This is a genomic window from Achromobacter sp. LC458, from assembly GCF_001005835.2.
GTDB classification, from domain to species: domain Bacteria; phylum Pseudomonadota; class Gammaproteobacteria; order Burkholderiales; family Burkholderiaceae_B; genus Achromobacter; species Achromobacter spanius_B.
Genome location: NZ_LBHW02000026.1, coordinates 49,363 through 73,442, shown reverse-complemented (window position 1 = coordinate 73,442; position 24,080 = coordinate 49,363). Strand labels below are relative to the sequence as shown.

At 64.8% G+C, this 24,080-nt stretch carries 19 protein-coding genes; 11 read left to right on the top strand and 8 right to left on the bottom strand.

Annotated features, from left to right (window positions below):
- The first annotated feature begins 9 nt into the window (after positions 1 to 9).
- The 4 genes from YH64_RS20400 to YH64_RS20385 all read left to right on the top strand — a co-directional run bounded on the left by YH64_RS20400 (position 10) and on the right by YH64_RS20385 (position 5,526).
- A complete protein-coding gene (locus YH64_RS20400) occupies positions 10 to 771 on the top strand; it encodes a molecular chaperone (protein WP_046806009.1) in 762 nt (253 codons plus the stop codon).
- A 110-nt stretch (positions 772 to 881) separates the two neighbouring features.
- Positions 882 to 3,488 carry a fimbria/pilus outer membrane usher protein gene (locus YH64_RS20395; RefSeq protein ID WP_255444600.1) on the top strand — a complete coding sequence of 869 codons (2,607 nt, stop codon included), beginning with the start codon at positions 882 to 884 and terminating at the stop codon, positions 3,486 to 3,488.
- The gene (locus YH64_RS20390; RefSeq protein WP_046806008.1) at positions 3,485 to 4,246 is read left to right on the top strand and encodes a molecular chaperone; all 762 of its coding nucleotides are present in this window, start codon (positions 3,485 to 3,487) and stop codon (positions 4,244 to 4,246) included. Before YH64_RS20395 ends, YH64_RS20390 begins: the two co-directional genes overlap by 4 nt.
- 122 nt (positions 4,247 to 4,368) lie before the next feature.
- Positions 4,369 to 5,526 carry a fimbrial protein gene (locus YH64_RS20385; protein ID WP_046806007.1) on the top strand — a complete coding sequence of 386 codons (1,158 nt, stop codon included), beginning with the start codon at positions 4,369 to 4,371 and terminating at the stop codon, positions 5,524 to 5,526.
- Positions 5,527 to 5,624: 98 nt separating this feature from the next.
- Here YH64_RS20385 and YH64_RS20380 read toward each other — a convergent pair whose 3' ends face one another.
- The 3 genes from YH64_RS20380 to YH64_RS20370 form a co-directional block, all read right to left on the bottom strand.
- Entirely contained in the window at positions 5,625 to 8,303 is a 2,679-nt protein-coding gene (locus tag YH64_RS20380; protein ID WP_046806006.1) for a filamentous hemagglutinin N-terminal domain-containing protein, read from the bottom strand.
- A gap of 64 nt (positions 8,304 to 8,367) precedes the next feature.
- On the bottom strand, positions 8,368 to 9,873 hold the full coding sequence (locus tag YH64_RS20375) for a ShlB/FhaC/HecB family hemolysin secretion/activation protein (RefSeq protein ID WP_185975404.1): 1,506 nt from the start codon (positions 9,871 to 9,873) through the stop codon (positions 8,368 to 8,370).
- A gap of 298 nt (positions 9,874 to 10,171) precedes the next feature.
- A complete protein-coding gene (locus tag YH64_RS20370) occupies positions 10,172 to 10,513 on the bottom strand; it encodes an Hpt domain-containing protein (RefSeq protein ID WP_046806005.1) in 342 nt (113 codons plus the stop codon).
- Positions 10,514 to 10,946: 433 nt separating this feature from the next.
- Between YH64_RS20370 and YH64_RS20365 the strand changes: the two genes are divergently transcribed.
- Positions 10,947 to 11,648, top strand: coding sequence for a response regulator (locus tag YH64_RS20365; protein ID WP_046806004.1), 702 nt, complete (start codon positions 10,947 to 10,949; stop codon positions 11,646 to 11,648).
- 85 nt (positions 11,649 to 11,733) lie between these two features.
- Here YH64_RS20365 and ggt read toward each other — a convergent pair whose 3' ends face one another.
- Complete coding sequence (ggt, locus tag YH64_RS20360; RefSeq protein ID WP_046806003.1) at positions 11,734 to 13,329, bottom strand: gamma-glutamyltransferase; 1,596 nt, start codon at positions 13,327 to 13,329, stop codon at positions 11,734 to 11,736.
- A gap of 27 nt (positions 13,330 to 13,356) precedes the next feature.
- Entirely contained in the window at positions 13,357 to 14,343 is a 987-nt protein-coding gene (locus YH64_RS20355) for a tripartite tricarboxylate transporter substrate binding protein (RefSeq protein WP_046806002.1), read from the bottom strand.
- A gap of 217 nt (positions 14,344 to 14,560) precedes the next feature.
- On the opposite strand from YH64_RS20355, the gene YH64_RS20350 reads away from it, so the two are divergent.
- Both YH64_RS20350 and YH64_RS20345 read left to right on the top strand, forming a co-directional pair.
- The gene (locus tag YH64_RS20350) at positions 14,561 to 15,217 is read left to right on the top strand and encodes a GntR family transcriptional regulator (RefSeq protein ID WP_046806001.1); all 657 of its coding nucleotides are present in this window, start codon (positions 14,561 to 14,563) and stop codon (positions 15,215 to 15,217) included.
- 264 nt (positions 15,218 to 15,481) lie between these two features.
- Complete coding sequence (locus YH64_RS20345) at positions 15,482 to 16,750, top strand: MFS transporter (RefSeq protein ID WP_046806000.1); 1,269 nt, start codon at positions 15,482 to 15,484, stop codon at positions 16,748 to 16,750.
- A 1-nt stretch (position 16,751) separates the two neighbouring features.
- On the opposite strand, the gene YH64_RS20340 is transcribed toward YH64_RS20345, so the two are convergent.
- Entirely contained in the window at positions 16,752 to 17,624 is an 873-nt protein-coding gene (locus YH64_RS20340; RefSeq protein ID WP_046805999.1) for an NAD(P)-dependent oxidoreductase, read from the bottom strand.
- 219 nt (positions 17,625 to 17,843) lie between these two features.
- On the opposite strand from YH64_RS20340, the gene YH64_RS20335 reads away from it, so the two are divergent.
- The 4 genes from YH64_RS20335 (at position 17,844) to YH64_RS20320 (ending at position 21,420) form a co-directional block, all read left to right on the top strand.
- Positions 17,844 to 18,272, top strand: coding sequence for a PaaI family thioesterase (locus YH64_RS20335; RefSeq protein WP_046806026.1), 429 nt, complete (start codon positions 17,844 to 17,846; stop codon positions 18,270 to 18,272).
- 112 nt (positions 18,273 to 18,384) lie between these two features.
- On the top strand, positions 18,385 to 19,614 hold the full coding sequence (locus YH64_RS20330; protein ID WP_046805998.1) for a CaiB/BaiF CoA-transferase family protein: 1,230 nt from the start codon (positions 18,385 to 18,387) through the stop codon (positions 19,612 to 19,614).
- A gap of 28 nt (positions 19,615 to 19,642) precedes the next feature.
- Positions 19,643 to 20,617: a Bug family tripartite tricarboxylate transporter substrate binding protein gene (locus YH64_RS20325; RefSeq protein WP_370512766.1), complete on the top strand. Its 975-nt coding sequence runs from the start codon at positions 19,643 to 19,645 to the stop codon at positions 20,615 to 20,617.
- A 20-nt stretch (positions 20,618 to 20,637) separates the two neighbouring features.
- On the top strand, positions 20,638 to 21,420 hold the full coding sequence (locus tag YH64_RS20320) for an enoyl-CoA hydratase (protein ID WP_046805997.1): 783 nt from the start codon (positions 20,638 to 20,640) through the stop codon (positions 21,418 to 21,420).
- A gap of 61 nt (positions 21,421 to 21,481) precedes the next feature.
- On the opposite strand, the gene YH64_RS20315 is transcribed toward YH64_RS20320, so the two are convergent.
- Both YH64_RS20315 and YH64_RS20310 read right to left on the bottom strand, forming a co-directional pair.
- Positions 21,482 to 22,399, bottom strand: coding sequence for a LysR family transcriptional regulator (locus YH64_RS20315; RefSeq protein ID WP_046805996.1), 918 nt, complete (start codon positions 22,397 to 22,399; stop codon positions 21,482 to 21,484).
- A gap of 101 nt (positions 22,400 to 22,500) precedes the next feature.
- The gene (locus tag YH64_RS20310) at positions 22,501 to 23,958 is read right to left on the bottom strand and encodes a phospholipase D-like domain-containing protein (protein WP_046805995.1); all 1,458 of its coding nucleotides are present in this window, start codon (positions 23,956 to 23,958) and stop codon (positions 22,501 to 22,503) included.
- Between the last annotated feature and the right edge of the window lie 122 nt (positions 23,959 to 24,080).

Here is a 24,080-nt window from a genome sequence, read left to right as displayed (position 1 = left end):
GCGACCGCAATGAACACGATCATCGGGGCGCTTTCCCGCCATGCGTTCACGCGCGTGCTATCGCTCGCTTTGGTCCTGTGCGCCTGGGCGTTTCCCGCCCAGGCCGCATTGGTCTTGCAAGGCACGCGCCTGGTCATCAAGTCCGACGCGCGCGATGCCATCATGATTGTCCGCAACAACGGGGCAAGCCCCGTGCTGGCGCAAAACTGGATCGACGACGGCAAGGAAGGCGTGCTGCCCACCGATTTGCGCCTGCCGTTCGTGTTGACGCCGCCGATCATGCGAATCGAACCCAACAGCGCGGCCAATATCCGCATCAGCTACACCAAGGAACCGCTGCCGTCCGATCGCGAGACCCTGTTTTATCTGAACGTCGTGGAAACGCCACCGCGTGATCCAGCCACCGTCAACGTGCTGCAATTTTCCTTTCACACCCGCATCAAGATTTTCTTTCGGCCCGTCACGCTGCCCGACGAGGCCGCGACGGCGCCCGACAAGCTGACCTGGAAGCTGGTGGGCGGCGCGGGCGGAAAACGCCAGCTTGAAGTCACCAACCCCACGCCGTTCCATGTGTCGTTTGCGCGTGTCGGGCTGGTGTCGGGAGGCAAGACGATAGCCGTGGATAACGGCATGGTTGCCCCGTTTGGGCAAACGAACTTTGCGCTTTCCTCGAATGCGGCTGGCTTGCAAAGCGCGAAATCCACCGTCCAGTACGAAGCCATCAACGACTTTGGCGGACGACGCGAAATCAACAAACGCTTGCTGGACTGAGCGCTTTACTTGGCCTTTGTCGCGGGAGTTTCTCCGGTTTGATCAACGTTCGACTTGCGCGACCTTCGGTTCGCCATCCTGTTTTCACGCCTGTCGGGGCGCGGCGACGCATGCGCCCCTGGCGGCGCACCGGCCGCTGCTTGCTTGCGGCCGCCTGCGCGGTCACGGCCAGCAGCGCGGCGGCGCAAGACGAAGTCGCGATTTTCGACCCCTACATGCTGATGCAGGAAGTGGGCGGCGCCACGATCGACACGCGCCGCTTTCAGCGGGTGAACTTTGCCGATCCCGGCATGCATCGCCTGGACTTGTATTTCAACGGGCAATGGCGCGGCGTCGACGACATCGAATTTCGCAATGTGCCCGGACAAGACAGCGCCGCGCCCTGTTACGACGCATTGATGCTGGAGCGTGGCGGGCTGGACCTGGGCAAGGTGTCGCGCGCGGATGGCGTCGAGCCGCCGCCCGAGGTGCTTGCCTGCGACGACCTGAGTCGGTATGTGCCCGGCGCGAAGATACGGGTCGATATGGCGCAGCTGGCCCTGTACGTGACGTATCCCGAGTACCTCCAACGACTGGCGGCGTCCAACCGCTACGTGGACCCGTCGCAGTGGGACAGCGGCATCACGGCCGCTCGGCTGAACTACAACACCAACGTCTTCAGCACCGAAAGCAATGGCCGCCGCACGACGCGGGGCTACGCCGGTATCAACGCCGGGCTGAATCTGGGCGCGGTGCGGTTGCGGCACAGCGGCTCGGCGTCCTGGTCGCAGACCAGCGGCGCGCGCTATCAAGCCAATTCCTATTTTTTGCAAACCGATATCCCGACCTGGAAGTCGCAGTTGCTGGTGGGCGAAAGCTCAACCAGCGGTGAACTGTTCGACGCGGTGTCGTTCCGGGGCGTGCAGCTGGGCAGCGACGACCGCATGCTGCCCGAGACGATGCGCTATTACGCGCCCATCGTGCGCGGCACGGCCAACAGCAACGCGAAAGTGTCCGTGTACCAACGTGGCTTCCTTATTTATGAGACCACCGTGGCCCCCGGCCCCTTCGCCATCGAAGACGTGCGCGCCGCCAGCTACGGTGGCGATCTGGACGTGCGCGTGACGGAAGCCGATGGCAGCTTGCGCAGCTTTGTGGTGCCGTTTGCCACCATCGTGCAGCTGTTGCGCCCGGGTGTGACGCAATACAGCGTAACGGCGGGCCGCGCGGCCGACCCCGGCTTGCGCAGCAGTTCCCGGTATGTGTTGCAGGGCACGCTGAAGCGCGGAGTGGGCGACTCGGTGACCGGCTACGGCGGGCTGGCGTTTACCGACCACTATGGCTCGGCGCTGCTGGGCGCCGCGATGAGCACGGCGATAGGCGCCTTTGCGTTTGATGTGACGGGCGCGCGTGCGAAGTTGCCCTCGCGGGAATCGCGCGCCGGGGCCAGCTACCGGCTGACCTATAGCCGCGACCTGCCCAACAGCGGCACCAACTTTTCATTATTGGCCTACCGCTATTCGACCAGCGGTTACCTGGGCTTGCGCGACGCCGTGGCGCTGGGCAGCCTGCCGCAAAACACGCGCTACCAGAACGATGGCCGCATGCGCAGCCGCTTCGACCTGAACGTCAGCCAAAGCCTGGGCGGCAGCCTGGGCAGCCTGTATGCGTCGGCGTCCACGGCCAACTATTGGAAGCAGGCCGGCAACGACATGAACTTCTCCGTGGGCTACAACAACGACTGGAAGGATGTGTCGTATTCCATTGCGCTGCAACGCGTTCACGGCGCCAGCTCGGACTATTGGGGCGGCGGCAGCGTCAAAAGCACGCAGATGACGCTTAACGTGGCCATTCCGCTTGGCCGGGCGACGTCATCGCGCGCAACGCGCGTCAGCGCCGTCTACACCGCCGACAGCCGCGAGGGTGCGCGCGTATCCTCCAGCGTCAGCGGCGCGCTGGATGATGCCGGCGCGGGCTCGTATTCCTTATCGGCGTCGCACAACGGCCGCACCAACGCCAATTCGGCGGACGCGGGCCTGGGCTACAACTTTCCGCAAGCCGCGGTGTCGGCCAGCGTGGGGCAAGGGCGCGGATATCGCCAGGCGTCGTTGAACGCGATGGGCGCCATGGTCTTGCACAGTGGCGGCCTGACGTTGGCACAGACCCTGGGCGAAACGGTGGCGCTGGTGCAGGCCAAGGACGCGCAGGGTATGCGGGTGGGATACGGCTTGAACCGCGTGGATGCGGCTGGCTACGCCGTGGTGGGCAGCCTGAGCCCGTACCGCTTGAACGCCGTGGACGTGGACCCGGCGGACCTGCCCGCCGACATCGAACTCAAGGCAAGCTCGCTGAACATCGCGCCACGAGCCGGGGCGATCATCAAGCTGGTCTACCCGACGTTGCGCGCTCGCCAGGTGCTTATTGTGGGCAAGCTGGAAGACGGGTCGCCGTTGCCTTTCGGCGCCGAAGTCATCGACCCGGACACGGGCGTGGCGGTGGGCGCGGTGGGGCAGGGAAGCCGCATCGTCATGCGCGCGGAAAAAGACCGTGGCACGGTACGCGTCGAATGGGGAGAGGGCGACGGCGAACGTTGTTTTGTTGAGTACGCATTGCCTGACCGCGCGTTGCGGGGCGACAGCGCTTACGACATCCTGGAAAGGGATTGCGTGCAGGCGCCGCAATCCGATCCGCCCTCCACCCCACCTCAAGGCGGCGTCGGACCGATGACGCTCCGATGAGCCGGCAGCGCGCATGGGGCCGCTGGCGATTCGCGCTGGTGCTTGCCCTGACGGCTGCCTGGTGCGTGTCGTGCCCTGGGGGTGCGCGGGCCGATCTGGTCGTGACCGGCACGCGCTTCATCTACCCGGCCACGCAACAGTCACTGACCTTGCGCACCGCCAATACCGGCCAGCATCCCATCCTGGTGCAAAGCTGGCTGGACACCGGCGACTTCACCTCGGACCCCAGCTTGCAAACCGTGCCATTCCTATTGACGCCGCCGGTGTACCGACTGGACCCGGGGCAGCGCGCGAGCCTGTTGCTGCGGCACACGGGAGAACGCCTGCCGTCAGATCGCGAATCCGTTTTCTGGATCAATTTCCTGGAAGTCCCCGCGCGGGATCGCACGCAAAACAACCTGCTTCAGCTGTCGTATCGGCTACGCATGAAAGTGCTGTATCGGCCCGACGGCCTGCCGGGATCCGCCTACGACGCTATCGGACAGGTGTTGTGGACGTATCACGCGGCGGATCACGAAATCGAGGCCGTCAACGCGGCGCCGTATGCGGTGTCGCTGGCGCGGCTGGAGCTGGACACCCAGGAAAAACCCGGCACGTTCATCACACTGATGGGGCTGACCGTTGCCCCGCTGTCCCGCACGCGCTTCCCGTTGCCCCAGGGGGCGACGCCCCGGGCAGGCAAGGACGCACTGCGTTACCAGGCGGCTAACGACGACGGCGACATCATTGAAGGCCGGCTAGCGCTGGGCCTTCGGTAAGGCAAAACCAACACCCATGCCAACCGGGGGGCTATTGCCGGGCGGCAGGGCAGGGCAAGGAGATCGAGATGCAGCATGAACGATGGCGCCGCCCGCGGCGTTGGACAGGATGGGGTGCCGCAATGGCGATAGCGGCGGTGCTGGCGATAAGCGCACAGCCGCGATGGGCGTGGGGCGCCGACGCGGTGATCGCGGCAGCGGACTGCAAGAACGACGTGATCTTCGGCCAGGGGTGGCGGCAGGTTGAGCCGTTGACGACGCAGTCGCAAATTCACCAGGTGCTGTACGAAAGAGTGGCGCCGCTGGCAATCACGTTTTTGGTGGCAAGGCTGCCTGGCATGACCGAGCCGCACAAACTGTTCACCACCGGGATGTGGCGCAATCCGACGTACCTGGCCGAGGGCATTGTCGCCACCAACGTGGCCGGCATAGGCATGAGGATCATCTATCGCGACACCGTCATCGCGTTGGATCGCGTCTCGTTGGTTATAGACGCGGCGGACCTCAACGTTGGCGTCGCCGGGCTGGGTGGGATGCAATACATGCCGTTTGTCCAGCAGTTGGTGTTGATGGCAAGGCCGGAAGATCTGCCTCGCGACTTGAAGGTAACGGGGGTAGCGCCCCATACCGCGTTGGTCCTGGAGATATTCACGAACCGCTCCGGTGCTACCAAGCCCGGCCAGGTCGGCATCGTCCCGCCTACGTGGCAACCGCCACCCCAGACGATTCCTCCGGGGCTGAAGCTGTGCGCCATGAAGGCCGTGTATCAGGGCAGCCAGATTCTGGAGATCGGAGCGGGGGGGACGGTACCCGGCATCGACATCAAGCACCAGTGCGACGCCGGCGCGCATCAGGACATCAGGGTCGACATGCCCCCCGCCTTTGTCGCGGACTTTCCCGTTGAGGGCGCGACCGCCGCGCCGAAACCCTTCAACATCCGGCTGAACAAATGCAGCGCGCTGGCGCGGCCACAGGTCAAGTTCCGGGCAAGAAGCGGTCTCGTTCCCGGTACCGATACGGTCCTGGCGCTGCACGGCGCGAACGCCAAGGGCGAGAAGCCGGCCCGGGGCATCGGCATCATCGTGGTGGATGCGCAAGACCGACGCGTGAGGTTTGGGCCCGTCGGCGGCGCCTATGGCCCTGACTATGCGATGACGCTGATGGACGGTAGCGCGCAACTGTCGTTGGCCGCCCGCTACATCCGCACGGCGCGTGACCGCGACGACGTGCAAGGAGGCGTAGCCAACGCCGCTGCGGAATTCACGTTCGAATTTCCCTAGGTATCGCATCAGTCCGCGAAGCCGACGCATCGCGGTCGCAAGAAAAGGTGGCGCAGTCCTGTCGGATGGCGCCACCTTCGTCATCGCACCATCGCGGCCTACCAGACCGTACCGGTGTTGCGGCCCACCAAGGCGCCGCGCGTTTGCAGCAACCACTGGCCCCACCAGTAATTCACGCTATTGCGCGCATGCGACTGATGGATCAGCCCTTCGTTCACACCGGCCAGGCCGCCCATCGTGACGTGCAGGCCGCCGCTGATGTCACCGTGCGCGGTGCCGCCCATGATCTCGGCGGTAACCAGATTGCGGCCTACCAAGCCACCTATCCGGCTCTTGTATTCTCCGCGTACGGTGCCGTTCGCGACGGCATGTTCAATACTGCCGCGGTTCACGCCGACCAATCCACCCACGTCGCCCCGATCCCGCCCAGAGACATTGCCCCTGGCTTCGGTATGGGTCAGCTTCCCGTTGTTGTACCCCACGAGCCCGCCAACGGCGCTGTGATGGCCCCCGCTGGTGTGGCCGTATGCGGTGGCGTTCTCGATCATGCCGCCGTTGTATCCGGCCAGCCCGCCCACGGAAAAAGCCGAGCCGCTTTGCACTTGGACGCGGCCGTAGGCGGCGGACTTGGCGATGATCGCCTGGTTGGCGCCGACCAGGCCACCAAAGTGACCATTGCCGGATTCGCCGCTATGGGTGACCGAGCCACGTGCTTGCACGTTGTAGAGCGCACCGGCCGCGTCGTTATAGCCGGCAAAGCCACCGGCGTGGACGTTGCCCGATACCTGCACGGCGACGTTGGCCACCGAGTCGCTGATGAAGCCCCCGTTGTTGTCGCCGATCATGCCGCCGACGCGTCCGCCCGTGGCACGCAGTGTCGAAGCCGTGACGCTTGATCGGTCGATCGTTCCGCCATTGCTGCGGCCGATCAAACCGCCGACCGCGCCGATACCCGCGCCCAGGTCGGTCATGCGCGATCCCGTCGCATGGACGTTGGTGATGGCGCCGGAATTGGTGCCCACCAGCGCGCCGGCGGCCTTGTCGATCGATCGCGCGCCTTTGGCCGTGGTGACGGATATGTCCGACAGATTCAGGTTGCGGATGTTGCCCGAGGACTGGGCGAACAGGCCCGCGTGGTTGTCGGCGTCGACCTCGAACTTGCTTAGCGTGTGGCCCATGCCCTCGAATTCGCCGGTGAATACGTTTTGGTCATCGCCGATGGTGGCGACTTTGCCGCCCGCCTCAAGGCTCTTGCCCAGCGCATAGCGCCCGGCCAGATCCTTGTTCATGGATTCCCACTGGCTGATATCGTTGATGACGTCATAGCGTCCCTGGCGGGTTTCGTAGGTGGTGCCCTTGCCGCTCAGTTCGATGGTCACGCCGTTGTTCAGGTCGAAGTCTGATCTTGCAATCAAGGCCAGCGCCGCGTTGTCGCCCGCGAGCGTCATGCGGGCATTGATGCGCAGATCGCCGCCCAGCGTCTTGGCGGCCAGGCCCGCGCCGTCTCCGTGGGCGATTATCGGGGCGTTGAACTCTACGTCCCTGGCGGCTTGCAAGGTCAGCGACGTGGCGCCATTCCACTGCACGGGCGCGTTGATCGCGACGTTGCCGTATGGGCTGATCAGCGCAACGTTGGTGGTGGCCAGGTTCTTGTTCAGCACGCTGGCGGACAACGTGGCGCCCGTTTCGGAGTCGTCCCCGGCAACGTTCACGTTGTGCGCTGCTATCGACAGCAGGCCGGTTTGTCCGGGCGCGCCGCGTGTGTCGATGTCGGCGTACGGGTGGATGGAGGGGGATTTTGCGATGACGGATATCGTGCCGCCCGCCATGGTGTCGCCGCCCGTAGCGGTCAGGCGTCCACCGACCTGGACATGGCCGAAGTTGCCGCCGTCCAGAACGATGGTGCCGGATTTTCCGTCCAGCGAGTTGGCTTCGATCACGCCACGATTATTGACGACGAGGGCCGACATGGCGTCTTTGGCCGGCCCCTTGAGCAGTACCTGCCCGCCATGCGCGCGCAGCAAGCCGGTAGTTTCTATCAAGGGGTTCAAGGTGGCCCCTTCCACTTGCAGGTCTATCAACGAATTCCCGGCCAAAGACACGGTTATCGTTTTGCCGGATGCCAGCGCGACGCTGCCCCGGTCCGCCTGGATGCTGCCGTAGCTTTTGATATTGTCGGCGACCAGGATGACACTGCCGCCACCATGGGCGGTGATCGAGCCCAAGTGGGTGATGCCGGCGTTGCCTGCACCTGTCAGTTGCATTGGGCCTCCACTAAGAAAATCGTCGTGGCTGACAGGCTTGCTCGAGGCAAGCAGGCTTCCTACGTTTACCCGCGACGATTGACCGAACACGATCCCGTTGGGATTGATCAAGAATACGCTGCCGTTGGCGCTGATCTCCCCCCGGATGTCGCTGAAGAAGTCGCTTAGAACCTTGTTCAGCACGACGGATTCTCGGCCGGGCTGGTTGAAAACCACGTGCTTGCCGGAGCCCACGTCAAACCGATGCCAATCGATGATCAGCTTGTCCGTCTTTTGATTGACCCGCATGGTCTTCTTGTCGGCATCCACGGTGATGTCGACAGCGCCAAGCTTGACCACCCCGTCCTTCGGAAAATCCTGAGCATGGACGATGCCAACAACGCCCATCAGCGCCACTGCGACCGCGACCCGCCGCAACGCGCCCGGCGGTTTGCCGCGCCGGCGCGGGCCTTCACCGGCAGCGACCCAGCCGCTGCGTGATTCGCTCCACACCAATGCAAAAGTCTTGTTCATGTTTTCCTCTGGGAAAGTGCGACGCGGCGCGCTTGTGGCGCGCCGCGTAGCGGGTGGGTAAGACTCAGAAGTAGCGGGTGGCCTGCACCCAGAATTGGGGTTGGCGGTCGGTTTTTGCGGCGCCGCTGCCTTGGCGCCAGGGCCACGCGGCGCTGACATTGACCAGGTGCTGGGCACCGCCATGCGCCACGCCCACGCCGAACGCACTTAACGATTGACGGTTGGGTTCCGCCGTCCATGCACGTTTGTTGACCTGGACGGAGCCGGTGTCCACGAAGGCCGAGAACTGCAAGCCGGGCAAGGGCAAGTAACGCAGTTCGCCCGTGGCCTGCCAGCCCTGGTCGCCGCTGGCGGCGCCCGGTCCGTAGGCGCGCACGCCATACGGGCCGCCCAGGCTGAATTTCTCGGAGCTGTCCAGGTTCTTGCTGGACCATTGCGAGCGCATGCGCGCAAAGAACTGAACGGGACCCGATATGCGTTGCAGCCGGCTCATTCCAAGGTTGAACACGCCGAAGCCCCCGCCGGCGTGCTTGACGAAGCGATCGTCGCGCCGCTGGGCGTCGTCGCCAAAGCGCAGGTTGCCGCGCGACACCGCCAGACTGAGCCCGTTGCTGGCGCCGCCCCACAGCGTGTCGTTCAGGCTGGCGTTGACGGCGGCGGTCCATAGGCCGATGCGTTGCGCGCGCGACAGATTGAAGTAGTCGTAGTTGTCGCGCAGGCGCTTGTGTTCGTACTGGAGCGTGGCCTGGACGTTGGCGTCGCGGCCGCGCAGCAGGGTTTGCCGCAGGTAGGCGTTGGTGTTCCGCGCCTGGCCGTGCGCCTCTAGCGCGGCGAACTCGCGGCCCAGCTCGTAGCGCATGTTGGAAGCGCCCGCGCCGATGCGGGTGGACCAGGGGCCGACGGGCACCTGGAAATCAAGATGGTAATAGCGCTGCCGACGGTCGCTGGACAACAGGCGCACGTCGAACTGGTCGCCCAGGCCCAAGGGGCTGTTGATGCTGGCGGCCGCGCTCAAGCGATATTCGCCGGTGTAGGCGCCGCCATAGTTGTCGGCGTCGATGCTGCCCGCGATCCACGGGCCGGGCTGCGCGTTGACGATCAGGTCGGTCTCGCCCGTGACGGCGCCCGCGCGCAAGGTGCCGATGGCAACGACACCGGGCAGGTCGTTCAGGCGCAGCAACGCGCTGTCCAGATCCGCGCCTTGCACCGCCGTGCCGGGCGGCAGGGCGTCAAGGATGGGGCTTAACGCACCATCGCGCGTGCGCGACGCGTTGTTCAGAATGACCTGACCGTACAGCCCTTCCATGACGCGGATGCGCACGACGCCGCCGTCGATCTGCTGCGGGGGCAGGTAGGCCCGCGCAAGCAGGTAGCCGTGCGCGTGGTAGTGCTGGGAGACTCGGGTGGCGGCGGCGCGCAGCCCTTCCAGGCCCTGATGGGTTCCGATCACATCAACCAGCAGCGCCTGCAACGTTGCGTTGTCGTAGACGTGGTTGCCTTCCAGCTGGAAGGCTTGCACCAACAGGGTAGTGACTTTGCCGGATTCGGTGTCTGAGTCGGGCGCGGGCATTGCGCCGGCCGGGCCGCCTGGCAGTTTCAGCGCGGGCGCGGGGGCGGCGGGCGGCGGCGCGGGGATGGTCGATTCCAGATCGCGGAGGGAACGACCGGCGTCGGGGATTTGCGCAAGGGCGGGTCGCCCGCAAAGCCATGCCGCGGACAAAGCGGCAACGATCGCCAAATGGGGAATGGGCAGCATCGAACCACTATACGAATGGCGACGCACTCAATCTTTACGAGGATTCTGAATTCCTGATGTGACGATTACGAATTTCAAGAGCTTGCGTCGCCGCGTCGCGCCCTTGGCGGCGTCAGGACGACTTGGCTTCCTTGGCCATGCGTTGGCAAGACGCGCCAAATTCCAACAGGGCATCACCAAGCTGCTCAACAATGGCGTCCAGCGATAAGGCATGGCTGATGGGTGCCGCGCAGGCTTCGCTGAGCACGGAACACAGCCGACTCAGTTGCGCGTCGCCCGTCATTTGTGCCGCGCCCTTGATCCGATGGGCAAGCTGGCGCAATGCGGGTCTGTCATCGCGTGCGTGCAGTTCGCAAAGGCGCAACATATCGATGTCGTTGGCCTTGACGAACGCGTGCGCCAAGGCGCGGACGCGGGCCGGATCAGCACCGGTCAAGTCCGTGATGGTGCGCACACGGCGTTCATGGCGCCGTTGCGCCGTACTTGAGGCAATGGGCGGACGGCCGCCGTTTGTAGGGGGCGACGCGCCATTTGGGCTTGCGGGTCGCGCAGGGTCTTCGTTGTTGTTTTTGTTCATGGGCTTGCTGACTGGGCCTGTTTCACCGCGGCATCAGACGACGATAATCGCGAAACCTGGCCCGGCGTGATGGGGATACGTCCGACTCATGCGCCGGAACGTTGCGCATCGGATACTTTCGTAGTATTCCTATTCTCTTATTGGCTGTACGGCAGCACTATATCGGTCTATCGATATAGTGGCTTCACACGGCGTACACCCATGCAAATCTGCCGATGAAAAAAAGAACTTGCTTGCGTCGGGCGCTATTCCCGCGTGCAAGGCTATATGTTGCCCGGGGGCTCCCGATGTGGAAGAGGGAAATGCAGCAATGTCATCACGATACATTCGCGTGATCGTCGCCGACGACCACCCCGCCGTGGCGCTGGGGGTCAGCTATGAATTGGGGCTGGACCCGGCCATCGATGTCATCGGGTGCGCCGAAAACTCCACCGATCTGGTCGCGCGGCTAGAAACCCAGCATTGCGACGTGGTCGTGTCGGACTACACCATGCCCGGCGGCAAGTACGGCGACGGCCTGGGCCTGATCGCGCTGTTGCGGCGTCGATACCCCGCGCTGCGCGTGGCGGTGCTGACCATGATCGACAACCCCACGCTGATCCGCGCGTTGCTGGCTTACGAAAATCTTTGCGTACTGAGCAAATCAGATTCCACCAGCCACATCATCAACGCCGTGCACGCCATGTACCAGGGCAAGACCTACTACTCGCCGACCATCAAAGAGATGATCGTCAACCAGGCGTTTGTGCTGGGGCGGGCGCGGCTGACCAAGCGCGAAGCCGAGATCGTGCGCCTGTTCTGTGCAGGCGCCACCGTGACTGAAATTTCGCAGATGTCGCATCGCAGCGTGCAGACGGTCAGCTCGCAAAAGCGCAGTGCCATGCGCAAGCTGGGCATCGAACGCGACGCGGATCTGATCCGGTACGGCGCCGACGCCGTTCAAAGCCAACTGGGCGAAGGCGGCTTCCCCGCGCTGCCCCGGCCGGACAAGCCAACCTGGAGCTCGGCCTGAGCTCAGGCCGAAGCCGGAGCAGGCAAGCCGGGCCGAAGCATGAATTGCCTTCGGCGACGGCTTCAGCCCTGAAGCCGCCTTGCCGTCAGAAGCCGACGGCTTGCCCGTCGCGGCGCGAGTCCGACGCCGCGATATAACCGCCTTGGGGCAAGCGGCAAATCAACTGCGCCGAGCCGAATTCCAGGCTGTCCACGGGCGCCACGGCCACATTGTGACCACGGTCGCGCAGCGTCTGCACCACGTCTTGCGGCAGATGCGATTCCACATTCACCACCGGGCCCTTTTCAACACGGAAGCGCGGGGCATCGCTCATTGCCTGCGGGTTCTGTTTGAACGCGGCCAGACGCGTGACCATTTGCAGGTGGCCCTGCGCCTGCATCGATCCGCCCATCACGCCAAACGACATCAACGGTTGACCGCCACGCGTGACGAACGCGGGGATGATCGTGTGCATGGGCTTTTTGCGCGGCGCCACCTGGTTGGCGTGGCCGGGCGTCAGCACGAAGTTCAAGCCCCGATTGTGCAGGCTGATGCCGGTGCCCGGCACGACCACGCCGGAACCGAAGCCGTGATAGTTGGACTGGATGAACGACACCATCGTGCCGTTCGCATCGGCCGTGGTCAGGTAAACGGTGCCGCCGGTGGCGGGCGTGCCGGCGGTGGGTACGCTGGCACGATCCATCGAAATCAGCCGTGCGCGTTCGGCCAGGTAGGCGCGGTCCAGCAGCGCCTTGGCGTCCGTGCGCATGTGGCGCGGGTCGGCCACATGGTGATGCAGGTCGGCGAACGCCAGCTTCATCGCTTCGATGCTGACGTGGTAGTAGTCGGCGCTGTCCACGCCCATGCCTTCCAGGTCGAACTGTTCCAGCATGCCCAGCGCCATCAGCGCGGAAATGCCTTGGCCGTTCGGCGGAATTTCATGCAGTTCGACGTCGCGGAACGATTGCGAAATGGGAGCGACCCATTCCGGACGATGCTCGGCCAGGTCCGTGGCGCTGAGAGCGCCGCCCGTCTGGCTGGCAAAGTCGGTGATCTTGCGGGCGAGTTCGCCCAGATAGAAGCTGTCGCCGCCGCTTTCCGCAATGGCGCGCAGCGTCTTGCCCTGTGCCGGAAAGCGCCACCATTCGCCTGCTTGCGGTGCGCGGCCGTCGGGTAGAAAGGCCTCGGCAAAGCCGGGCTCGTGCGCCAGCTTGGGCGCTTGCGTGGCCCATTGGCGCGCGATGGTCGGCGACACGGGGAAGCCTTCTTCGGCATAGCCGATGGCGGGCTCGAACAGTTGGGCGAAGGGCAGCTTGCCGAAGCGGTCGGACAGCGCCTTCCAGCCGGCCACCTGGCCGGGCACGGTGACGGTGCCCCAGCCGGTGCCGGGCATGGCATCGCGGCCGTTGAAGAAGTCCGGCGTCCACGCGGCGGGCGCGCAACCGCTGGAATTCAGGCCATGCAGTTGGCCGTTGTGCCAGACCAGCGCGAACATATCGCCGCCGATGCCGTTCATGACGGGTTCGACCACCGTCAGCGCAATCGCGGTGGCAATGGCGCTGTCAACGGCATTGCCACCGGCCAGCAACATGCGTAGCCCCGCCTGCGCAGCCAGCGGCTGGCTGGTCGCGACCGCGTTGGCGGCCAGGACCGGCATTTTTCGGGAAGCGTACGGAAAAGACCAATCGAAGGAGGGGGACATGGATGCTGGAAACTCGTGGTGTAAGGGTTACTGCGGGGTGATGCCGGCTTGGTCGATCAACTGCTTGGTGCGCGGAATTTCGGCCTTGATGAAGGCGGCGAATTCGGCGCGGCTGCCGCCACGCGGTTCAGCGCCCGCTTCGGCGAGCTTACCGCGCAATGCCGGATCCGCCAGCACCTTGTTGACGGCGCGGTTCAGCTTTTCAAGAATCGGCTCGGGCGTGCCTTCGGGCGCGATCAGGCCATACCAGGGGGCGATGTCGTAGCCCGCGTAGCCTTGTTCGGCGATGGTGGGGATGTCCGGCGCCAGCGAGGAACGCTTCGAGTTGGACATGCCCAGCGCCAGCAGCGAACCGCTCTTGACCTGCGGCAGGCCCGTCATGATGGTGTCGAAATACATCGATACCTGGCCGGACAGCAGGGCGGGGATGGCTTCGCCCGCGCCCTTGTACGGCACGTGCAGGATGTCGATGCCGGCAATGGACTTGAGCATTTCGCCCGCCATGTGCGACGTGGTGCCGGTGCCGAATGACGCGTAGGTCAGCTTGCCCGGATTGGCGCGCGCATAGGCCACCATTTCGGGCAGCGTCTTGAAGGGCTGCTGCGGATTGGCCAGCAGGATGTTGGGCGTGTAGGCCACCAGGGACACCAGCGCGAAGGCGTCCGGGTCATAAGCCAGACGCTTCTGCAGGAAGCGGTTGGTGACGACAGCGGCCGGGCCGCCCATCAACAACGTGTAGCCATCCGGTGCGGAACGCGCCACCGAGGCGCTGCCGATGGCGGCCGCGGCGCCGGGGCGGGCTTCCACGACAAAGGGTTGGCCCAGTTCGGTGGCCAGCGCGGCGCCCAGCTGGCGCGAGATCAGATCCGTGGCAGAGCCGGCCTGGAACGGCACAACAATGCGCACCGGGTGCTGCGGCCAGTCGGTGGCGGGCGCGGCGGTTTGTGCGCCGGCCTGGGCGGCGAAAGCGGCTACGGCCAGGCCGGCCAGCGTCCGGATGAGACGAAATTTCATTGGATTCCCCTTGATCGCGTAATGGAAAGCTTGGGCTTGCCGGGCGGGTCTGTTGCCCGTTCCGGCGCGTGACAGGCCTTGCGACGCCGTCCGCAAGCAATTAGACGGGACCGTGCCCCGGCCGACCATTAGTATTTGCATCCATGGATCACTGGATCCAGTTTGTGTTATTTTTGCGTTTATCTATCATGGCGGCTTTCCAAGCCCGGGGACGACAATGCTGCAATTCCAGAAGACAGCGATCAGTGCCGAAGACGAGGCTTATCTGCATCTGCAACGCGAAATCCGCCTGGGCAACTATGCGCCCGGCCAGCGCCTGGTGCCGGATGTGGTCGCCACCGAAATTGGCACCAGCCGGATGCCCGTGCGCGGCGCCTTGCGGCGGCTGGCCTCGGAAGGGCTGGTCGAGATCCGGGCCAATCGGGGCGCCGTCGTGCGTGGGCTGAACCAGCAGGAAATGCTGGAAGTGTTCGAGATGCGGTCCGTGCTGGAAGGCCTGGCCGCGCGCAATGCCGTGCTGCACATGAGCGCCGAGCACGTCCGCCGCCTGACCAATATGCTTGAGCAGCTGGACCAGGACGCAAGCGACGATCTGGACTGGACGACCGCGCACCGGGAGTTTCATGAATACCTGTGCAGCTTCTGCCAGAAACCGCGACTGCTGCGTCAGATCTCGGAACTGCATTCGGTGGTGGAACCTTATATGCGCTTGTGGGCGGCGCAGCCCGGCCGCGTACTGCGTGTGCGGGAATCGCATCAAGAACTGATCGACGCCCTGCAAACGCGCGACCCCGCCCGTTGCGAAGCGGCCATGCGCCAACATGTGTTGAACACCGTGCCCGCGTTGCAGGCGTTCCTGGAAAAGAAGGCGTAACACCGTCTGGCGTTGCCTGCCTTGGCGACGCAATGGGCGAATGCCCGCTTACCGAACGAATTTTTCGGCCCCGCAACGTGATCCCCGCTTATAGCCAGGAGTAATATGTTGCGTCCGGCCGGCCCCTGGCCACCGGCAAGAACACGCCGATTCGTGCCGCGTCCTTCTCACCCGTGTCGATAGCGGATTTTGTCCGCGCGTTCCCTGCGGTGTCTGTAAGCCCTGGCGCGCCTGCGGCTACAAGAAGACATCGAGGAGACGGTTGTGAACAAGCAAGAGTCGGGCGGCTGGTATTTCGGCTGGAACATCGTCGGCGCCGCCGCGGTTCTTACCCTGTTGACGGTGGGCCTGCGCATGGGCATCGGGCCTTTTTTCCTGCCGATGGCGGACGGGCTGGGGTTTTCGCGCAGCCTGCTGTCGGCCATCGTGGCGGTGGGCATGCTGTGCTACGGGCTGGCCATGCCGCTGGCGGGTTACCTGGTCAGCGTGCGCGGCACGCGCTTCGTGCTGCTGACCGGCACGGCCATCGTCGTGGCGTCTTCGCTGTGGACGGTGTTCGCGCGTGGCCCCATTGAGTTCCTGCTGTCCTTCGGCGTGGCCTTGTCCGTGGGCCTGGCGTTTACCAGCCCCGTTGCATTGACGCCGGTCATCAGCCGCTGGTTCACGCGCCAGCGCGGCATGGCACTGTTCTTTTTGTCCACCGGGTCCATGGCGGGCATCGCCTTGATGACGCCAACGCTGACCTTTGCGATCGCGGCCGTGGGCTGGCAGGAAACCCTGCTGGCCTTCGCCGTGCTGTTCGCCTTGCTGACCGTGCCCGTCGCGCTGTTCATCATGCGCGACAACGCGCCCGAACACACCGACCTGCTGCCTCACCAGATTCCCGATCGAAAAGTGTCGGCCGCTTCCTCCACGCCAGGCAAAGCCCCCGCGCCGAATGTGCGCGACGCGTTGCGCACCTTGCCCTTCTGGCAGGTGGCGCTGGGCCTGTTCGCCTGTGGCTACAGCATGAACCTGCTGGGTACGCACGGCATGCCCATGCTGATGGACCACGGCTTTGACGCCACCACCAGTTCGCTGGGCATCGGCTTGATCGGCCTGGTTGCCATCTTCAGCACGCTGGTGCTGGGCCGCATGTCCGACCAGGTTGAACGGCGCAACATCCTGGCCGCCATCTACCTGGTGCGCGGCCTGGGGTTCTTCGCCCTGGTCATGGTGGGCGCGCACTGGGAACTGTATGCGGCGGCCACCATCGGCGGCATTGTGTGGGCGGGCAGCATCGCCTTGTCGTCGGCCATTCTGGCGGACGTCTACGGCATCCGGCTGGTCGGCGTGCTGTACGGCCTGACGTATCTGGGCCACCAGGTCGGCGGCATGATCAGTTCGTGGCTGGGGGGCTGGGCGTTTGACACGTTCCACACCCACTGGGTTGCCTTCGGTTCGGCGGGCGTGCTGCTGTTGATGGCCGCGGCCATCTCGCTGCGGTTGCCCGGACGCGGCCTTGCGCCCGCCCCGGCAACCGTGGGACGCTGACCTAGCGGTCTTTCAGCAACGTCACCAGTTCGGGCACGTAGCGTTCGCCACCGCCTTGCGTGACGGCCTGGTCGAACGTGTGCTGCACGGCGGCGCCGATCTCGCGCACGGCGCCCGCCTCGGCTGCCATGGTGTTGTAGTAGGACAGGTCCTTCTGCGCGTTCGACATGAAAAAGCGCAGCGACGACGGGTCCTGTTCCAGCAGGTACGGCTTGATGCGTTCCAACGCCACGCCGCCGCCACCGCCCTTGCTCAGGACTTCCGCGAACACCGCCGGGTCGATATCCGAACGCAGCGCGCACGCCGCTGCTTCGGACAGCAGCGCGACGACACCCAGCGACACGTAGTTGTGCAGCAGCTTCATGCGGTGCCCGGCGCCGATGGGGCCGGCATGCGTGATGTTTTCGGAAAAGCAGGCCAGGATCGGCTTGCATTCTTCAAACAGCGCGGCGTCGCCGCCCACCAGCAGGTTCAGCCTTCCTTCGGCGGCTTCCTTGGGCGTGCGCGTCATTGGCGCATCCAGAAAGCGGCCACCCGAATCCGTCACGGCTTGTGCGACCTTGATGGTGGACGACGGAATCGCCGTCGAGCAATCGATGATGACGGTGCCTGCGCGCAGGCCTTCCAGCACGCCGCCTTCGGCCAGCAACACGGCTTCGACCTGCGGGCTGCCCGTTACGCACAGGATGATCACATCCGACTGCGCCGCCAACGCCGCGCCGCTGGTCACGCTGGCCGCGCCTGCGGCTTTCAATGCGTCCAGGGGCTGATTGCCCGGATGCTCAAGCACCGTCAACGCATGCCCGTGCTTGACCAGATTGCTTGCAATGCCATGGCCCATAAGGCCGATACCCACCATGCCGACTTTCGCCATCGTTTACTGCTCCTGCCAGGTATAGGAATGTTGTGGCGTAAATCTTACTCTTAGATTTCCACCGGAACGAAGCCCGTCCGCGCTTGGGCGGTGCCCGGCGCGCCATACGCCCCGCTTCGTTCGCTGCGCGTACACCTCTTGCCGCCGGCCATGTTCGCCGGGGCCGGCTTTGCGGTACTTTCAGCCATCCAATGTCGGATTGCCATCGATTTTCCCGCCATGACTGAATCCATCCCCGAAGGTTTTGCGCCATGGCGCCCCAGCAGCCCGTTCATGACCCATCTGGCCGACCTGGGCGCGCTGTACCGGCGCGACACGGACAACGTGCTGGCGCTGCGCGTCAACCACGCGCACACCAACATGCACGGCATGGCGCACGGCGGCTTGCTTGCCACCTTGGCGGATAGCGCGCTGGGCTTCACCATTGCCGAACAGGCGCAAGTGTCGATCGTGACCGTGCAGATGTCGGTGGAATACCTTAGCGCCGTGCAGCCCGGCGACTGGCTTGAAGCCCATGTGCAGATCGACAAGCAGGGCAAGCGACTGATCTACGCCCATTGCCTGTTGCGGGTCGACGGCCGCGTCATGCTCAAAGCAAACGCCGTGTTCGCCGTGCGTGCCGCGCCCTCGCCGGTGTCCGACGGCTAAGCGTCCGGCCGCGCGTTGAACGCTGTCGAACGCAGCGTTCGAAACATTCAACTCCTCGTGGGACGAGGGCGCGAACATAATTCTCCGAAAGCAGTTGAATCACGGAGACACTATGCTTCACAACGCCCTCTGCGGCATCAAGGTCGTGGACCTGTCGCGCATTCTTGCCGGCCCCTGGTGCACGCAGAACCTGGCCGACCTGGGCGCCCAGGTCATCAAGATCGAACACCCCACGCGCGGCGATGACACGCGCGGCTGGGGGCCGCCCGACTTGCGCGCCGACGACGGCAAGGCGGCCATGTCGGCCTATTTCATGGCGTGCAACCGTGGCAAGCAGTCGGTCGCCATCGACTTTGCCTCGGAGGCGGGCGCGGCCCGCGTGCGCGAACTTGTCGCCGACGCCGACATCCTGGTCGAGAACTACAAGTCCGGCGGCCTGCGCAAATACGGCTTGGACTACGCGTCGCTGGCGCGCATCAACCCGCGCCTGATCTACCTGTCCATTACCGGCTACGGCCAGTCCGGCCCCATGGCGGACAAGCCCGGCTATGACTACGTGTTCCAGGGCATGGGCGGCTTGATGAGCTACACCGGTCAGCCTGACGGTACGCCCGGCGCCGGCCCCTTGCGCACCGGCGTCGCCGTGGTGGACCTGATGACGGGCATGTATGCCACGACCGCCGTGTTGGCCGCCTTGCGCCAGCGCGACCTTACGGGGCAGGGCATGCCGCTGGACATCTGCTTGCTGGATGTTGCCGTGGCCATGAACGCCAACCAGGGCGCCAACTACCTGGCGTCCGGCGTGGCGCCCCAGCGCAGCGGCAACGCGCATCCCAATTGCGCGCCCTACGAAGTGTTCGCCTGCGCCGATGGCCATTTGATTCTGGCGATTGGCAACGACGCCCAATTTACGCGTTTCTGCGGTGTGGTCGGTCATCCCGACTGGGCACTGGATACGCGCTACGCCACCAACAGCGCGCGCCTTTTGCACCTGGACAGCTTGCGCGCGCAAGTGGCGCAAGCGCTGGCCGGCGCGCCGCGCAAGCATTGGACCGACGCGTTCGACGCCGCGGGCGTGCCATGGGGGCCGATCCACACGCTGGACGAGGTCTTTGCGCATCCGCAGGTGCGCCACCGCCAACTGGTTCAGGCCACCGTGCATCCCGTGCTGGGCGACATGCGGCTGGTGCGCAACCCCTTGCTGGCCGGCTCGCCCGCCGACGCGTTGGGCGCCGCGCCGCCTTTGCTGGGCGAACACACCGACGCGGTGCTGGGCGCGCGGCCCCACGCCATGCCGGTCGGCCACACCGACGCCGCGCCAGGCCGTCCGCCCACGCTTTGAAGACCTGATTCATCCCGAGGAGACAACAATGACAATCATCAAAAAAATACCGCTTGCCATGTTTTTTGCTGGCCTGGCCGTACCCGGCCTGGCCGCCGCCGAGTATCCCGACAAGCCCATCCGCCTGGTGGTGCCGTATGCCGTGGGCGGCACCACCGACATCATCGCGCGCGTCGTGGGCAACAAGCTGGGCGCGCAGCTGGGCCAGTCCGTCATCATCGAAAACAAACCGGGCGCCGGGGGCAGCATCGGGTCCGCCTACGCCGCCAAGCAGCCGGCCGACGGCTACACCCTGGTAATGGCCGTGGAGAGCTCGCACGCCGTCAATCCGAACGTCTACGCCAAGAGCCTCTACGACCCGGTCCAGGACTTTGCGCCCATCAGCAACCTGGCGGACGTACCCAACGTGCTGGTCGTGAACCCGGCGTTGCCGGCGCAAAATCTGACGGCGTTCCTGGCCTTGCTCAAGGCCGATCCCAACAAGTACGCGTTCGGCTCATCCGGCAATGGCGGCTTAAGCCACATGAACGGCGAACTGTTCATGAAGACGACGGGCACGCGCATGCTGCATGTGCCGTACAAGGGTCTGGGGCCCGCGTTGAACGATCTGGTGGCCGGGCAGGTGCAGGTCGTGTTCGACAATATTCCGTCGTCGTATCCGCTGATCCAGGCGCAGCGCATCCGCCCCTTGGCCGTGGCGGCCCGCGAACGGCTGAAGGTGTTGCCCGACGTGCCGACCTATGCCGAAGCCGGGCTGCCCGCCATGAACAACCCGTCATGGTTTGGCCTGGCCGCACCCGCCGGCACGCCCGCGCCGGTGCTGGATAAATTGAACGCGGCCGTGCGCCAGGCCCTGGCGGACCCGGCAACGGTAGACGCCATCGAAAGACAGGGTGCCGTGCCCAGCCCGATGTCGCGCGACGCATTCGGCGCGTTGATCGCGCAGTCGTACGGGCATTGGAAAACGGTGGTCGAAGACATCAAATTTCAGAAAATGCAGTGACCGGAGCGCTTGTGAACACCATGAATCTGTCTCTTCCCCACGCCGACGTCCGCATTGACGCGGCCGGCATCGCCACGCTGACCATGCAGGACGCCGGCGTGCTGAACATCTTGAGTACGCCCGTCATCAATGGCCTGCGGCACGCATTGTCCCAGTTGAGCCACAACAAGGCGGTGCGCGTGCTGGTGCTGCGCGGCGCGGGCGACCGCGCCTTCGTGGCGGGTGCCGATATCGCCGAAATGGCCTCGCTGGATGCGTCCAGCGCCCAGCGCTTCATCGCTAATCTGCGCGACCTGTGCAACGCCGTCCGCCACTTTCCCGTGCCCGTCATCGCCCGCATACCCGGCTGGTGCCTGGGCGGCGGGTTGGAGTTCGCGCTGGCGTGCGACTTGCGCATCTGCGCCGACGAAGCGCAGTTCGGCATGCCCGAGGTCAAGGTCGGCATCCCCTCGGTGATCCACGCGGCGCTGATGCCGCGCTTAATCGGGGCGGCCCACAGCGCGTGGATGCTGTTGACGGGCGAACTGATCGACGCGCGTCGCGCACAGGACTGGGGGCTGGTCAATGCCGCCGTGCTGCAGGCGCAGCTGGACGAAACCGTCTACAAGCTGGCGCAGCGCTTTGCCGCGCTGGGGCCGGAGGCTCTGCGTCAGCAGAAGAAGCTGTTGCGCCGCTGGGAAACGATGTCGGTTGACGACGCCATCGAGGACAGCGTGGCGGAATTCGGCGCCGCGTTCAATACCGGCGAACCGCAGAAGTTCATGAACGAGTTTCTGGCCAGCAAGCGGCGCGGCAAGGGTTGATCAGGGGTGAACTGCGCTGGGCCGGCCTGAGCTGGGTTGAGGTGGGTTGAGCAGGGGGGGATCAGTCCAACCCGCCGCGCGTCGCTGCAACGATCGGATCGTCCAGCAGATATTCGGCAACCTGCTCCACGAAGGGTGACAGCGGCACGTTGGCTTGCGTCACCAGCGTCAATTCACGGCGCGCCCAGGGTTCGCTGATGGCCACCGCCGCAATGCGCTGTTCACGCAGCGCGGTGGCCGCAACGCTGCGCGGCACCAGCGATACGCCCACGCCGGCCTGCACCATGGACAGCACGGCGTCGAAGGTGTGCACGTGGATGCGCACCTTGGGCGTCTTGCCCGCCAGCTTGGCCATGTCGCGCAGGAAGATGTAGTTGCTGCTGGCACGGCTCATGCAGACAAAATCCAGGTCCAGCATCGCCGGAAAGCGTACCGGCGAATGCTGCGCCACCGGGTGGTTCGGCGGCGCCGCGATGATCAGTTCGTCGATGGCATAGCGCACCGCCTGCACGCCGGCCGATTCGGCATGACCAGCAAAGATGCCGATATCCGCTTCCTGTCCCGCGATAGCGGCCTCGATCGTGGTGCTGGACCGCTCTTCCAGCAGGATGTTCACGTTCGGATTCGCCGACAGAAACCGGCTAAGGCTGGGCACGATGAAGCCGTTGAGCGAACTGCTGTTGGCAAACAGCTTGACGCTGCCTTTCAGGCCACTGGCAAAGCCGCTGACTTCGCCGTGCATGCGTTCTACGCCGGCCAGCAGCGACCGCACGTGCTTGAGCACAAACGCGCCTTCCGTCGTCAACTCCATCCCGCGTGCTTCGCGCTTGAACAGCGGCACGCCCATCGCCGCTTCCAGATTCTTCAGGCGGTAGCTGGCGGACGAAGCGGTAAGGTGCACCGTATTGGCGCCGCCGGACAGGCTTTGCGCCTCGGCGATGGCAAGGAACAGGCGCAGGTCGGTCAGTTCATAACGCATCGTGCAGAAAGGTTCGGCGGTGTTGGGGTTGGCGCGTGTGGTTGGCGCGTGTAGTTGAAGCGTGTTGTCTAGGCGTGTTGTTGACGCGTGTTGTCGAAGCGTCACAAATACGGGGTAGCCAGCCAGATGACCTTGTTGCGCAGCCGTTTGGCAAACGGCGCCTGGGCCAGGGTGTCCAGCGTTTCCGGTTTGGCATGATCGATCAGCGCATCGATGCGCTTGCCGATCCAGCGCGCCACGCCGGGGTCATAGATTTCGGTGTCCAGCTCGAAGTTCAAGCGCAGGCTGCGCGGGTCCAGGTTCGACGAACCGACGTAGGCCCAGGCGTCGTCCACCGTCATCAGCTTGGAGTGGTCGAACGTGCCCACCGCCCGCCACACATGGCAGCCCGTGCGCACCACCTGGTCCAACTGCGCCGACATGGCGTAGTCCACCAGCCGCAGATTGTTCTTGTCGGGGATGACGATGTCTACGCGGATGCCGCGCCGCGCCGCCGTAGCCAGCGCGCCGATCAACGTCTGGTCAGGCAGGAAATAGGGCGACTGAATGCGCACGTGATGCTGCGCCACCGCCAGCGCGCCCAGCAGCATATTGTGTGAGCTGCCCAGCGCGCGGTCCGGGCCCGACGGCACGCAGCGCATCGGCACGTTGCCAGTCGGCGGCAGCGCGTGCGGGTCGAACCACGGGCGCGCGGGCAGCGATTCGTGCGTGGTGAAATTCCAATCGTGCGCGAACACCGACATCAGCTGCGTCACGATCGGCCCCTCCATGCGGAAATGCGTGTCGTGATTGACGGCCTTGCCCGCCAGCGCCGTCACAAACGCCGCCCGCACGTTCATGCCGCCCGAAAAGCCCACGCGTCCATCGATGACCAACACCTTGCGGTGGCTGCGCAGATTGGCGTAAGGCATGCGCAGCACGCCCAGCGGATTCGTCATGAAGCGCGCCACGGGCACGCCGCCGCGCGCCAACATGCGCACGATGGGCGGACGCGAATACTTGGAGCCGATGGCGTCGATCAACACACGCACCTGCACGCCGCGCCCTTGCGCTTCAATCAGCGCTTCGGCCATCTCGCGGCCGATCTCGTCGTTATCGAAGATATAGCTTTGCATCGCGATGGCGCTACGCGCTTCGCGTATGGCCTGCATCATGGCCGGATAGGCTTCGTCCCCGCCGTCCAGCGGCTGCACCGCATTGCCACCCAACAGCCGAAACCGGCTGACGCGATCCCCCAGTATTTTCAGCGACGCAAACTGCGGACCGGATACCGCCGCCACATCCACCGGCAGGGTATCCACCTGCTCGGCATCCACCACCATGGTCTCGTCGCGCAACTGCGACACCCGCGTCTTGCGGATGCGATTAATGCCGGCCACAAAATAGAAGAGGGCGCCAAACAACGGAGAAAACAGCGCCACCCCCACCCACCCAATCGCCGCCCGCACATCCTGCTTGGTCATCGCGGCATGCACCGCCGCGCCCGTCCCTGCCACGATGCTGGTGGCAAAGACCAGATGAGGCCAGTAATCGATCAAAATTGCGTGTATGCGATCCATAGCAATGACGTGAAAACCAGCCTTGGGAAGTGAGCCATGCGGAAGAATAGCAAGGTGCGTGGCATTGGCAATGCAAAGGCAAAAGGGGGCTTTTGACACGCAGAAAAAATATGCTATAGTTC